This is a genomic window from Microcoleus sp. B3-D2, from assembly GCF_036705345.1.
Classification (GTDB): Bacteria; Cyanobacteriota; Cyanobacteriia; order Cyanobacteriales; family Microcoleaceae; genus Microcoleus.
In genome coordinates this window covers 1-14,400 of sequence record NZ_JAUBUG010000034.1, presented here as the reverse complement: position 1 = coordinate 14,400, position 14,400 = coordinate 1, and the positions used below count along the sequence as shown (strand labels likewise).

The following is a 14,400-nucleotide window of genomic DNA, read 5'->3' as shown; positions in this document are numbered from 1 at the left end:
AACTCCCCTTAAATTCACTCACGGATGAATCAGGGGGCTGAAAAGTTGGGAATTATCATGCAAGGATTTATGGCACGGATTCAACTAGGGGTACGAAACCTTTTTACCTCACATAACTTTTAATTATTCAATCTTCAATACCCAATCTCAAATCTTAAATTCGGTTACTTTAATGAGTCCTCTTTCACAGTAGAAAAATTATCAAACCAGCCGCGTCGCCAGAAGAAGTAAACTAAACCCGAGGCGATCCCTAGCATAATTGCCCAACACAGCGGATAGCCAAAATACCAGTTCAGTTCCGGCATATTCCAGGGAGATTTCTCTGTATTGAAATTCATCCCGTATACTCCCGCCACAAAAGTTAGAGGAATAAAGATACTCGAAATCACCGTCAGCAACTTCATGATTTCATTCATTTTATTACCAACCGAAGACAAGTAAACATCCATCAAACCAGAAGACAACTCTCGATAGGTTTCGACCATATCCATCACCTGCACCGTGTGATCGTAACAATCGCGCAGGTAAATTCGCACCTCGGGACTAATCAAATCACTGCTATCTCGAATCAAAACATTAATTGCATCCCGCTGCGGCCAAATGGCGCGGCGCAGAGTCAGCAATTCTCGCCGGATTTTATAGATTTTTTCCAGGGTTTTGCGGGTAGGGTTCAGCACCACTTCATCCTCTAATTCTTCAATGCGCTCTCCGTAAACTTCTAATACAGGGAAGAATCCATCTATAATCGAATCTAACAGAGTATAAGCCAGATAATCAGCTCCGTGTTTGCGAATTATTCCTTGTCCTTTACGAATGCGCTCGCGCACTGGTTCAAAACAATCATAGTCCGGTTCTTCCTGAACAGTTAACAGGTAATGCTTGCCCAAAATCAAACTTACTTGTTCTTTATGAAAAGTATCTAATTCTGGATGGAGCATCACCATCCAAGCAATGATTAAAATGTGTTCTTCATAGTCTACTACTTTCGGTCGCTGGGGAACATTAACTACATCTTCCTGAGCCATTAAGTGTAAATTAAACACTTCGCCCATTTGCCGCCAAGTTTCTTTGTTTCCCAATCCCAACATATCAACCCAAGAAACAGATGCTGTATCTAAATACGCAGCAGCTTTGTGAGGATTTGCCAATTTGGCGCGAGTTGCGGCTGTTTCGCAATAGTCAATTAATACAATCTCCGGAGGCGGCGCATCTGGTTCTAAGTCGAGAGTTCCCGGCGGAGCCCCCGGATCGTCGTAAAAATAGTCAACATAGGAATCATCATCATCATCTTCTTGAATTTGTTTTGCAACGGCACTAGAAGTATGTATGCTTTTGTATACCATGCTAATATTCCTGACTTTTAGAAACTTTAATTAGATTATCATTTTTCTGGTGCAACTACCAATTACCAATGACTAATTACCTCTGCCGAATGGGAATCTCGATCGCAAATTCAGTTCCCTCTCCGGGCGCGGAAATGCACTGCAGCGTCCCTCCGTGTCTTTCCACCACAATCTGATACGAGATAGACAGTCCCAAGCCTGTACCTTTGCCTACTGGTTTAGTAGTAAAAAACGGGTCAAACACCCGACATTTAACAGGCTCTGCCATTCCACACCCGTTATCGGAAATTACGATCGCAACCCGATTGTTCTCCAGCACCTCCGTGCGAATCCGAATCCACGGCAAGGTGTCGCCAGTTAAAGGTAAACTAGCAAAATCTTGCCGTTCCTCTTCTGAATAACTCGCCACTTCCAACTTCCTATTCCTGACATCCGCTAAAGCATCAATAGCATTATTTAAAATATTCATAAACACTTGATTTAACTGCCCCACGTAGCACTGTATCTGCGGCAATTCCCCATATTCTTTAACTATTTGAATATGACGATTTCTGCCATTTTCTTTAATCTTGTGTTGCAAAATTAACAGAGCGCTGTCTATTCCCTCGTGAATATTAACACGTTTAATATCTGATTCTTCCAGGCGGGAGAAGTTACGCAAAGACAGAACTATTTGACGAATTCGCTCGGCTCCGGTTTGAATTGAACTCAGCAGATGCGGGAAATCCTCTTTCATGAATTCCAGTTCTATTTCTTCTGCCAAATCTTGGATAACAGCAACAGGTTTCGGGTAGTGTGCGTGGTACAAACTGCACAGTGCCAGCAAGTTTTTGGCATACTCACTAGCGTAAGTGATATTACCGTAAATAAAACTGACAGGATTATTGATTTCGTGAGCAATTCCCGCCACTAGCTGTCCCAAACCCGACATTTTTTCCGCTTGAATTAGTTGAGCTTGAGTCCTGCCTAATTGTTTCAATGTTTGCTCTAGCTGGCGATTTTTATGTTTTAATTGAGCTTCGGCTTGTTTGCGATTAGTAATATTTCGGGCTAGAATAATAATTTGATCTGAATTAAACGGCAACAGTCGGGCTTCATAAGTTTTTTCTCCTTCCGACATGGAAACCGAATATTCTATATCGATTGAATTTCTTGTTTCGGAAATTTCCAAGATTGCTTGGGCAAATTGGCAGGCGACATTGTGCGGCAATATGTCGGTCATTCGTTGACCCATAAAATGTTCGGGAGGCACGTATAAACTCGATGAAGTTCCTGACAAATAATCCACAATTATACCGTCAGCATCTAGTCGAAAATACAAATCAGGCAAAGCGCGAAAAACTGCTTCTAACTCTAAAGTTTTTTGGCGCAATGCTTCCTCAGCGTAGTACCGATCGCTAATATCAAAAATCACCCCGTCCAAACAGCAAACGTTCCCATCTGCGTCAAACACAGGAGAACCCTTATCCCACACCCATTTAACCGTGCCGTCTGCTGCTAACAAGCGGTATTCCAAGCTATAAGACTGTTTGTTTTCTATTCCTTGGCGAATAGTTGCTTCTACTTTTGCCAAATCTTCCGGGTAAATAATGCTAGCAAAAGTCCGGCACCCTCTGTCCAAAACAGAAATAAAATCCGCAGCAGGGTAGCCTGTGAGTAAGTAAACGGCATCGCTAATAAAATTAGTGGAAAAATCGCACTTCCAGCGATAAACCACTCCGGGAATATTAGCTACCAAAGACCGAAATCTTGATTCACTTCTACGCAAAGCTGCTTCCGATTCATGTCGTTCTGTAATATCGCGAGCGAAAGCTAGCACTGCAAATACATTACCTTCAGCGTCGCGCAGAGGTACTTTTTGGGTATCAAAAATATGTACTGAACCGTCAGCAATAGTTGCCGGATCGCAGGGATTGTGGATAATTTCTCCCGCCATGACAGCAGAGTCGTCTGCACGGAATCCTCGGATATTTTTGGCGGCATTCCCAAATACTAGCTCTTCGGAGAATCCTAATTCTACATCTAATTTACCAATTATTTCTTCGACTTTTTTACCAATTGCTTGAGCGAAACTCTTGTTTGCCAAAATACAGCGAAAATTTGTGTCTTTGGCAAAAATCCAGTCGCTGGTTTTGTCTATTACTGTGCGTAGGAGTTGTTCGGAACGTTCGGTTTTTTCCAACGACGCCTGCAGTTCTAGTTCTAGGCACTTGCGAGCAGTAATGTTTTCAAAAGCAACACCGACGCAGTTGTTGGGTAATGGAAAAGCTTTAATAGAAAAAGCGCGAGTTATTCTGCCGCCTTCATCGCAGTCAATATCTTCAAGTTCTACGGCTTTATGGCTGCGAATTACCGAAGCAAATGCTTGGGGAATGTTTTTCGATCGCAGGTGGGGAAAAATCTCGTCGATTGTCATTCCCAAAACATCAGCCATTTCTAATCCGGTAAATAGGGTAGCCGCAGGATTCGAGGCGATCGCCCTGAGGGTGCTGTCATCGTCTATATTTTCTAAATGGTAGACGTACAAACCAATTTGCATATTCTCGACAATTTGGTCGTAGAGGCGCACGCTTTCGTCTACCTGCCTGCGTTCGGTAATATCTTCAGTAATCCCCAAAACGTACTGAGGGCGGCCTGCGGCGTCGAGAATTGGCACTTTGCGGGTGTGCAGTATTCTCATACCTTTGTGGCGAGTTTGGATCGGCTCTTCGGCTATGTCTTTAACAGTAGATTGGTTATGATCGCTGGTCAATATTTCCCTGTCTTGAGCAGTGAAAACATCAGCTTGTTCTTTGGGGTAAATATCGTAGTCATTTTTGCCGATCGCCTCTTGAGAGGTAACACCTGCGATCGTTTCTCCGGCTTTATTCCACAGCACAAATTTCAGCGAAGAAGCATCTTTAGCAAAAACTCCCACCGGCAGATTTTCTACTACGGAATTGAGGAAGCCTCTAGCTGATTTTAATTCAGCTTCTGCACGCTTGCGTTCGATGCCTAAAGCGATGACATCGGCAACCGATGCTAAAGTGTCCTGAAAGGGTGTTGTCAGGGGCTGGCGGCTGATAATTACCATGACTCCCACCAGCCGTTCTTCGACTATCAAAGGGTAGCCGGCGAAGGTGAGAATTTGCTTAGGTATTGGGCAATTGGTCGGCTTTGGGCTGGTGTTGACAATTGCTACTTCGGAACTGTGTACCTCTTTTGATTTCACAGATTCTTCCTCTGGGAACCCAAAATTATTCAGTTCAAATCCGCAGTCAAATTCCGGTTTTTGCTGTTTGGCGATCGAGTTCACCTTACTTTCAATAAAGCTAGCCCGATCGTCTGTGCGACTGTATATTCCCGAGGCTGCTTGCAATTGCCAAAGATTATGTTGAGAGTTGAAAGTCCAAATTTCAGCAGAAGCGACATCAATATTCCGCACCATTGCCTCGCAGCAGGGAAGCAGGATATCTTGAGGGTGTTTGGTGAGGGCAATACCCACATCGGCTACCATTGCTGTGAGGCGAGAAGCTTGGGCTTTTTCTGCTTCCAATCGTTTGCGATCGGTGATATCTTCCACTAAAGAAAGCACAGTAAAAGTGTCGCCGCTGCGAATAATCGAGTTGAACCAGCGACACCAAATTACCTGTCCGCTTTTAGTATAGTTGCGGTTAATTGAAGTATTGCCGTTGCCAGTGGCTAGTTCAAGCTCGATCGCGCTTATAGCCTCTCTATCTTCCTGGCAAACCAAAGCCAAATCGCCGAAGTGCTTGCCCATCATATCATCGGATGTCCAGCCAAAGATTTCCTCGGCGCGTTTCGACCACTGAACGATCCGAAAATCTTCATCCCAGCCCACCATTGCCAGCGGACTGTTAGCTGCATTCAACCACAGTAAATGGTTCGATCGGCGTAACTGTTGAGTTTTCTGCTGCTGCCAGCGGTAGTGCCTGGTTATATCTCTACCGACGCCCAAAACCCGCATCTGGTTGCTAGAGGCATCCACCGCTGGCGTATAAGCAGTTTCGTAAATTTTAATCCCGCCGTCTGCCGCCATCACCTCATGAATTGCCAGCCGTTTTTCCCCGGTTATAAATACTTGTTGCAGGCAGGAATCAATCTGCGAGATTATATTTTTGACAGCCGCATTATTGGGATATAATTTTAATAATTCCTGATTAGTTTGGTTGACTATTTCAGCAGGCTCCAATCCCATCCAAGCAGCAGCGACAGGATTGATCGATAGGTACTTTTGCTGTCGATCGCACTCTAGGAAAGCATCAACAGAGTTAGAGAAAAAAGACTGAAACGAGTTGATAACTTCCTGCATGGGTATTTTTTCATGAGAAAAGCTTAGTATTAGGGAAACCTCGTGTCTTTAGACCGAGCGAGGAAACACTCATCAGGCAGTTTTCACCGCCTTGAATATTGATTGTTGCTACAGGGGGATACTTGGTCGATTGGTACTTTTGCGATCTATTTTTAACGGAACAATTACCGTTTCAAACATTTCACCCGCGATCGGATAGCAGCTTGGGCTTACACCCATATTTTTGATAACGTAATCAGTTAAGACGATAGCTAGTCAACTATCTCTTTTGATTAGGGCATAAAGCCCCATCTCTTCCGAGCGGGGTGCTGACTTGCTTAAGCTCTAAAATTTTCCTAACGTTAGTTTAACCCACTCAAATCTTTTTGAGCACTGTACTGCTGCGTTTTCCGGTGCAATTTTCGGCGCTGTTCCCTATAATACAAAAATTTTAAAGAAATAGTATTTTTGCGAATATAGCTTAATTACAGCAGATGCTCTTTTTTTAAACCAGACCCAGCGGATACAAAAGCGAGATGGAGAGACGGGGACACGGGGAGGTGGGCAGAGGTGGAATCCACAACCTGCGAGAAAAATGCTTCAGAAATGCCAGACAGCTTACCGATTCGCAATTCCCAATTCCCGATTCTCAATTCTCGATTCGCAATTCCCAATTCGGTAATCTGAAAGCGGTTTGGCAGTACGCGAAGCAAAGAACGCAAGCCGTGCAAAGCCATGTAACATAAAGATTGCGATATTTTTCTACGTAATATGGAACTATTAGATACCTTGATTGTGGGTGCGGGTATTAGCGGTTTGAGTTTGGCGCACGCACTTCACAAGGAAGCAACGAGTCCATCCTCGCTGAAGATTTTAGTCGCTGAGAGTCAAGGACGTGTGGGCGGGAACATCACCACTGTGACAGCGGGGGGGTTTCTCTGGGAGGAGGGCCCGAACAGTTTTTCGCCGACGCCAGAATTGATGAAGTTGGCTGTGGATGTGGGATTGAAGCAGGAGTTGATTTTTGCCGATCGCAAATTGCCTCGTTATGTTTATTGGCAAAAAAAGCTGCAACCGGTGCCGATGACTCCCCCGGCGATGATTCAGTCTCAGTTGCTGAGTTTTCCGGGGAAACTGCGGGCGTTATTCGGGGCTTTGGGCTTTGTCGGGCCGGCAATGGGTGCTCGACTTTCGCAGCAGGGTGACGAGGAAACTGTTTCTCAATTTTTCCGCCGTCATCTGGGGCCGGAAGTGATGCAGCGGTTGGTGGAACCTTTTGTTTCTGGGGTTTATGCCGGCGATCCTCAACAACTTAGCGCGGCGGCGGCTTTTGGCCGGGTAGCCAAGATGGCTGATATGGGTGGCGGGCTGGTGGCGGGGGCGCTGCTTTCTGCTAGGAAAAGACCGAAGAAATTGCCCGCAGACCCGAATGTTCCGTCTACTAGACCGGGGGAGTTGGGTTCGTTCAAACAGGGGTTGAAGGCTCTGCCAGAGGCGATCGCTGCTCAATTGGGCGATCGAGTGAAACTCAACTGGCACCTGACTCGCCTCCAGCGTACAGAACGCGAAACTTACATTGCTGTATTCTCGACGCCCGACGGACAGCAGGAAGTTGAGGCGCGCACCGTGGTTTTGACAACGCCCGCTTACGTTACAGCCGATTTGTTGCAGCCTCTGCAACCGAAAGTTAGCAGTGCTTTACAAGCTTTTACTTATCCTACGGTTGCCTGCGTTGTATTAGCATATCCGCAGTCGGATGTCAAGGGTAAATTAGTAGGTTTTGGAAATTTAATTCCGAGGGGGCAGGGTATTCGCACTCTGGGGACGATTTGGACATCGAGTTTATTTGCCGATCGCGCGCCCGCAGGGTGGCAAACTCTCAGCAGTTACATCGGCGGGGCTACTGATTCGGAAATTGGCAATCTCGACTCAGAACAAATCGTTCGCGAGGTGCACCGAGATTTGTCGCGGATTTTGCTGAAACCAGATGTGCCACAGCCAAAAGTTTTAGCGGTGAATGTGTGGAAGCGGGCCATTCCTCAGTACAATTTGGGTCATTTCGATCGCCTGCAACAAATCGATGAGGGCTTAAAATCTTTGCCTGGGGTGTATTTGTGCAGCAACTACGTTGGCGGAGTGGCTTTGGGAGATTGCGTGCGAAGGGGTTTTGAGCGTGCACGAGAAGTGGGCGAGTATTTGCAGAACAAACAATCAGATACTCGATCGATCTGAATTATTGTGTGGGGAGGGCGGGTTTACAAATATCGAGTATGTTAATCCGAAATATTGGTGAACCCGCACCTACAGCCTTCTGCCTTCATATCCGCTGCCCAATGCCGAATGTTACTAGGTTGTGGGTTCAAATTTGTAACCCACCCCCCGGACGGTTTGAATCATCGGCATTTGATTGGGATCTAGTTCAATTTTGCGGCGAATTTGACCGATATGGACATCCACCACGCGATCGGCTCCTACATACTCGTAGTCCCACACTTCATGCAGCAATTCCGATCGCCTCCACACGCGACCGGGTTTGCTGGCCAAACAGTACAGCAGGTCGAATTCTAAAGCAGTCAAAGCAACCATCTGACTGCCGAGAATTACCTCGCGGCGAACCGGATCTATTAGTAGCTCTCCAAAAGTAAGAGTTTTTTGTTCGGCGGGAGTAACAATGCGTTTGCGCTTCAAAATTGCTGCAACGCGAGCTCCAATTTCTACAAGACTAAAAGGTTTAGTAATGTAGTCGTCAGCACCTTCGGCAAACCCTTTCATTTTGTCAGCTTCATCGGTTCGGGCAGTCAGCATCAACACAAACACGCCGGTGCGTCTTTGCATTTCTTGACACAGTTTGTAACCAGTTGTATCAGGTAAATTTACATCTAGAACTACTAAGTCAGGATTGAGTTGCTCAAATAATTCCAGACCAGTCTGACCGTCCTCGCCAGACTCAACTTGATAACCTTGCTGGCTCAAAAAACGGTGAATTAAATTTCGGATTGCCGGGTCGTCATCAACCACAAGGATTTTTACAGGGGCCATGACCACAAGTTTGCTTGAAGAATTAGGCAAGAATATTCAGCCATAATAATAGAAAACTGGATACAAATCTCGAAAAAATTGAGCTTTTAATAGTTATAGCCCTATTTATAACCTACGCAAAATTTCAGGCAATAAATCTCCAGGAACTTTGGATAAGGCTAAATTTTGGCCTGGCAGCCCACATTCACTATAGAAAGCTCTAATCGTTTTGACAATATAGCTCAATGCTGTTTGCCGGGAATCAGCAGCTTGGGAGTTTGCCGCGGCTTGCAAGTTGAGTTTATCCCCATATGTTAACCCTTTGTCATTGAGATGTTGTCCCCATTCGGCACACACTTGCAACTGGTGGTGCAGTGCTGCTTCTAGATGGCTTGTCTGTGCGACTTTATTAGCGGGGAAATGTGGGTCGGTGGCTAGTTGATAGTGGGCTAGTCCGAGATTGTTGCGGGCGGCCAAGGCGTCAAAGGTGAGTTGGGTTCGATCGAGCTCTCCGGCGATATCCAACGCGGTTTCGTAGGCGGTAATCGCCTGCTGCAATGATTCCGTCCGCGCCTGTTTCTGCTGAAACTGGTTCGCCAAATGCCAATAAGCGGTACCGAGATTATTGTAGGTGGCTGCTGCTGCTGCGGGTACTAATTCTCGGGTGCGGTATTTCAATGCTTCGCGGTAGGCGGAAATCGCCCTGACTAGCAGGGGTTCTGAGGGTTCGTGCTGGGCGAGATTCCAGCAGGCGGTACCGAGGTTGTTTTGCACTCCGGCATAGTTGAGGGGTTCTCGTTCGGGACTGTAGCAGGAGAGAGCTTGGGTGTAAGCTGCGATCGCGCTTTTGAGATATACGATCGGCTCACCATCTTGGGCTAAATTCCAGTATGCTGTCGCCAAATTATTCTGAGCAGCAGCGTACTGCTGGGGCTCCACGGCGGGGTCTAGATCCAGCAGCGCTTGTTGGTAAGCTGCAACTGCGTACTGCAAGTTCTCTGTCTTGTCTCGGTAGCGGGCTAAATCGGCCGAGGCGATTCCCAAATTTTTGTTTAATCTAACGCGGGTTTGGGGTACGGTTTCGCCATCTGTTCGGTTCAAACCTTCAAGGTAGAGGGCGATGCTGCGTTCAAGGCTGGATACCGGATCTGAGGCGTTGAGGGCATTGGTGCGATCGCGCGACAGCATCCAGTAGAGAGTGCCGAGATCGTTGAGCAGATCGGAAATTGGCGGTAGGCTGTTGGACTCCAGGGCGTACTGAGTTAAATTTTGTGTCAATTGGGCAATCAGCCGCGCGCATTCCTCAGTTAGTGGTTGATTTTGCTGCGAGTTGGTGTCAACGTCGAGATACGCAATCACTTGTTCGATCGCGCGAATGGCGATTGTCAGGTTGTGTTCTGAAACGTCTCCGCCCAGAATGCGATCGCGGTAGTAATTCCCCAAACTGTGATAAGCCAAGGCCAAAGCTTCGCAAGAACACTGATGTTCTTGCAGCAGTTCGATGTATTGCAGAGTTTGCAGCGGCAGAAAATTGTCCTCCGATGCGGCATCTTTTTCTGCTTCCAACTCCTCAGAAGCCGCTGCTAGCACCAAATCTGCCAGTTGCACGGATTTAGAATCTGGCCCTGGGGACGGGGGATGGAAAATTGGGGATTGTTCGTCCTCTGTCAGTTGGACGGATTTAGAATCTGGCGCTGGGGACGGGGGATAGGAAATTGGGGATTGTCGATCGGGAATTGGGGATTGTTCGTCGGGAATTGGGGATTTTCCAGACAAAGAAGGTATTAAAAGTTGGTTGTCAAAGTCTCCCTTGTCCCGTAAGTTTCGCAAGTCTCCGGAGTTCCCGAAGTCATCAAAGTGCCCGAAGTCTCCCTTAGCTGGAGTTGGTTCGCCTTCAAACTCAAATACTCCGGTTCGCCAGTGCCAAAATTCCGGGGCCGAGTGCTCGATCGAACTCAGCCAGGGCCGCGACACCCACAGCAACACAGTAGACTCGCACATTTGCAGGTGTGCTTCAATGTCCCTCAAATAGCTCAGGAACGACCACTGCACTGCTGCTGACTGCCTGGTCAGGTGTTCTGCCCCGATAATTTGAAATGTCGGCCAAGGGCTGTAACTGCCCCTGTTTTGCGGCGGTGGGTGTTGGGTCAGCCACGCCGCGATCGAACCCCAAGGATTTGGATCGCTCAAGTCAAGTTCCAAACTGACAAATCGGGGGTAGTGGATCGGGGAGCGAGGATCGGAACCTGCGCTCTCTGCGGCTAATTCTGTGTGCAAGCGGGCTGCCAGACAGTCCCGCAAGCACAAGTCGTCGCAGGCGGCGATAAAAATTTGACGGCGTAAATTGAGGTCGATCGCCTGTTTCAAGCGTTGGTAGATCAGCTTGTTCGAGCTAGAAACTTTTTGGGAAGGAATAGACATCAGGGTGAGCCGATTTTAGATTTTAGATTTTAGATTTTAGGTTTTAGATTTTGGATTGTAGATTTTAGATTGTAGAGTTGAGAGTTGAAATCTCGATCGCTCATAACTCACAACTAAGCCCTGAAGGCAGTCAATCGCACCGGTGATGACTAAAGGATTGTAGATTTTCAATTGGCAATTTTATGTGGGTGACGAACCAGTGTGATTAAGTGCAACCCAAGTCCCTGAAGCTGACAGCCGAGAGCAAAGAACCAAATTTCTGCGGGTCTTATATCGTTTCCGGTTGGAGGGGCACGATCGAGTCAAGGTCAATAATTCCACATTCCGCCACTCCTCACTCCTCACTCCCCACTCCCCATCATTCCGGTGTAACCGGAATTGATATTATTTAGCTTTCCAGCTCGCTCGGCACGCTTCAGGACTATCGCAACTACCTGCTTTGTATTGAAACACAAAAACCATGTTTCCATTGGTTGGAAAACATGGTTTATTGAATGATTATTTAAAATTGCGATTTGAATCAGCTTTGAGTGTAAGCCCAGCTTTTAGACGGAAGCAGCCACAAACACCAAACCCGCGACCAACACGGCTGCTGCAATTCCCATGATGATATAGTTCCGTTGCTGCTGCTGGTTGGGAGGTTCGGCGCCGTACACCTTCGGCTCTTTAGCAAAGTTGTTCAGGCGTCCATCGTCATCTTTGATGTAAGGCATCAGTCACAATCCTTAATATTTTTGATGTTTACAACTGTACCAAAAAAGCGCCCAGGAAAATTCGGCCATTTATTTGGAGGTGACAGTGCCTGTTTGGGGGGAAGAGGCGATCGCGTAATCTTTGATCGGCATTCTGCCTGCTAAGTACGCTATCCGGCCCGCTTCTGCTGCCATTCCCATTGCTTTTGCCATTGCCGGGGAATTTTGGGCATTGGCGATCGCGGAATTAATCAACAGTGCATCGGCTCCCATTTCCATTGCTCGCGCCGCTTCGCTGGGCGTTCCGATTCCCGCATCGACTACCACAGGAATATTTACCGTGTCAATAATTATTTGAATATTGGCGGCATTGTTGATCCCTTGTCCTGAACCGATGGGCGAACCTAAAGGCATGACTGTCGCACAACCGACTTCTTCGAGGCGTTTTGCCAGCAAGGGATCGGCATTGATGTAGGGCAAAACGGCAAAACCTTCTTTAACTAATTGTTCTGCTGCTTCCAAAGTGCCGATCGGATCTGGCAGCAAATATTTAGCATCGGGAATCACTTCTAATTTGACAAAATTATTGTCTTCTTGCCCTAAAAGTTTCGCCATTTCCCGCCCTAAACGAGCTACTCTAATTGCCTCATCCGCAGTTTGACAACCGGCAGTATTTGGCAGCATCCAAATTTTAGTCCAATCAAGAGCCTCTGCCAATCCTTCATGACCGGGAGCATTTGTTTGCACTCGCCGCACAGCTACAGTCACAATTTCGCACCTGCTAGCGTTGACACTTTGCTGCATTTCTGCAATGCTGCGATATTTTCCCGTCCCCGTCATCAAACGAGAATGAAAAGTTTTGCCGGCAATAACCAGAGGTTTGTCTAAAGGTGGCGTTGCTGTGTCTACTGGATACCCAAAAATGCTGTACTCAAGTGCCTCTTCCCACTGTGTTCTGCCACCCATCATCTCTTCAAGCTGCCAACCTTCTTTTATGGTTAGATCGTCGCGGGTAACAGCATATAAAATTTGGCCTACAGTAATTAGTTTAGCATCTCGCGGCATATTATTTTTCAACCCGCACTCTACGATTTCTTTAAATTCGCTGAAATGGTCTTCCATTTTGCCAGTCTTCCCTTGTAATGATTTGAATTTGTTTGCTGTTGGCAACAAAAATTATTTGTTGAATATGGTTTTGGGTATCCCAAAACAGACCTTGTTTGATGCCAGCGTTGATTTTCCAGACATCGTAATTTTCTCGGTTGATGTGAAAAATAACTACTGATGCACCTTGAGTTTTTGCCCTGCTTATTCCTTCTTGAACTCGATACCTGATGTTCCTCGTAGATTCTGTTAACTCCTTAAATTCGCAAATCAGACCGTCTATCTCAGCGTCTGGGGTTCTCACACCCTCTGCTGCTTGCTCGCTCAACAGCGTAACTCTCTTTCCCATTTTAGCCAAAACTTCAGCCACAAAACTTTCCGAATTATTAAGATTGTGTTGTTGGTGAATTAGCACAAATCCGCCAGCTATCTCATCAAAATAATATCGCCGATATTCTGGTTCTGCATTTTCGTAGATGGCTCTGCTTGTCTCGATATATTCTGAATTCACCGTTACTATACTCTCAATGGACTCGGATCGGGTAGAGTTAAATCTATGAAAGCAACTGTTGAGCAAGTGGCTAAAATTGGAATATTTGCCAGCTTAAACCAAACTGAATTAGAGCGATTGCAAGAACACACAGTAATTTGCAGTTACCGACAGGGAGAAGTTGTGATGTATGAGGGCGATCGCATCCCCGAAAAATTATACACTCTTTTGAGCGGTTCTCTGCGGGTTGCAAAAACAGCGGCGGCGGGCAAAGAAACAATTCTCCGCACTTTATTTCAGGGAGATATTTTTGCCGCACCTGCTTTGCTAGGCAACGGCATTGCCCCCGCAACGGTGACTGCAGAAACTGATGTGGAAGTTCTTACCACAGAACGGGAAGTTTTGCTAGCAGCAATTCGGGAAAATCCTGAGATTGCCTTGCGAATATTGGCGGTGTTTAATCAGCGGTTGCAGCAACTGCACGAGACAGTGCACGGTTTGGTGTCGGAAAGGGCGATCGTCCGGCTGGCCCGATTTATTCATTACTTTGGCGTCGAGCAAGGTACGAAGATTGCGAATAATAGTGTATGTTTAGAAAAACATTTTCCCTACTATCAAATTGCTCGCAGTATTGGAATTACTTACGAAGAATGCGTGAGGTTGTTTAAGAAACTCAAGCCGTTTGTATCTTACAGTCGAGGCGGTAAAATTATTGTATTGGACTGGAAAAAATTGGAGGATATCGCCTCGGGAGATGAAATAGATTAAATGTTAAAATCCCAATTCTTGTAGGGGGGGTTTCACAAACAATATTTGACTGCAACTCACTATCTATATAAACCGGCCCCCCACAACCTGTGAATCGGGGCGGGTTTATTATATTATTGATTTTAGGCAATTAGGGTTGGTAAAACCCGCCCCTACAGCAATATTTAGCTATAGACTAAATATTAAAATCCCAATTTTTGTAGATACTGTCTTGACCTGTCAAGGGGTAGCAGTCAAATAATTGGGGTCGAAAGGCTTTTGGGATTTTAAAAT

General features: G+C 46.3%; 10 protein-coding genes. 2 read left to right on the top strand and 8 right to left on the bottom strand.

All coding sequences use genetic code 11. The annotated features are described in order from the left end of the window. Positions 1-164: 164 nt before the first annotated feature. The 3 genes from corA to QUB14_RS14490 all read right to left on the bottom strand — a co-directional run bounded on the left by corA (position 165) and on the right by QUB14_RS14490 (position 6,371). On the bottom strand, positions 165-1,343 hold the full coding sequence (corA, locus tag QUB14_RS14500; protein ID WP_333217652.1) for a magnesium/cobalt transporter CorA: 1,179 nt from the start codon (positions 1,341-1,343) through the stop codon (positions 165-167). A gap of 76 nt (positions 1,344-1,419) precedes the next feature. Next, positions 1,420-5,655, bottom strand: a complete 4,236-nt coding sequence (locus QUB14_RS14495) for a PAS domain-containing protein (protein WP_333217651.1) — start codon at positions 5,653-5,655, stop codon at positions 1,420-1,422. A 464-nt stretch (positions 5,656-6,119) separates the two neighbouring features. Then, positions 6,120-6,371, bottom strand: coding sequence for a hypothetical protein (locus QUB14_RS14490; RefSeq protein WP_190663417.1), 252 nt, complete (start codon positions 6,369-6,371; stop codon positions 6,120-6,122). Between the two features lie 34 nt (positions 6,372-6,405). Here QUB14_RS14490 and hemG point away from each other — a divergent pair, with 34 nt between their 5' ends. Continuing rightward, the gene (gene hemG, locus QUB14_RS14485) at positions 6,406-7,866 is read left to right on the top strand and encodes a protoporphyrinogen oxidase (protein ID WP_333217650.1); all 1,461 of its coding nucleotides are present in this window, start codon (positions 6,406-6,408) and stop codon (positions 7,864-7,866) included. Positions 7,867-7,980: 114 nt separating this feature from the next. Here the strand turns inward: hemG and QUB14_RS14480 are convergent, their stop codons facing one another. The 5 genes from QUB14_RS14480 to QUB14_RS14460 form a co-directional block, all read right to left on the bottom strand. Then, entirely contained in the window at positions 7,981-8,673 is a 693-nt protein-coding gene (locus tag QUB14_RS14480) for a response regulator transcription factor (protein WP_190663415.1), read from the bottom strand. Positions 8,674-8,778: 105 nt separating this feature from the next. Beyond that, positions 8,779-11,073 carry a tetratricopeptide repeat protein gene (locus tag QUB14_RS14475; RefSeq protein WP_333217649.1) on the bottom strand — a complete coding sequence of 765 codons (2,295 nt, stop codon included), beginning with the start codon at positions 11,071-11,073 and terminating at the stop codon, positions 8,779-8,781. A 545-nt stretch (positions 11,074-11,618) separates the two neighbouring features. Then, a complete protein-coding gene (gene psb34 / locus QUB14_RS14470) occupies positions 11,619-11,786 on the bottom strand; it encodes a photosystem II assembly protein Psb34 (RefSeq protein ID WP_333217648.1) in 168 nt (55 codons plus the stop codon). Positions 11,787-11,855: 69 nt separating this feature from the next. Beyond that, on the bottom strand, positions 11,856-12,887 hold the full coding sequence (locus QUB14_RS14465; RefSeq protein ID WP_333217647.1) for a thiazole synthase: 1,032 nt from the start codon (positions 12,885-12,887) through the stop codon (positions 11,856-11,858). Then, positions 12,862-13,380 carry a CdiA C-terminal domain-containing protein gene (locus QUB14_RS14460; protein WP_333217646.1) on the bottom strand — a complete coding sequence of 173 codons (519 nt, stop codon included), beginning with the start codon at positions 13,378-13,380 and terminating at the stop codon, positions 12,862-12,864. Before QUB14_RS14460 ends, QUB14_RS14465 begins: the two co-directional genes overlap by 26 nt. A gap of 45 nt (positions 13,381-13,425) precedes the next feature. On the opposite strand from QUB14_RS14460, the gene QUB14_RS14455 reads away from it, so the two are divergent. Further along, positions 13,426-14,127: a Crp/Fnr family transcriptional regulator gene (locus tag QUB14_RS14455; protein WP_333217645.1), complete on the top strand. Its 702-nt coding sequence runs from the start codon at positions 13,426-13,428 to the stop codon at positions 14,125-14,127. Positions 14,128-14,400: the final 273 nt, after the last annotated feature.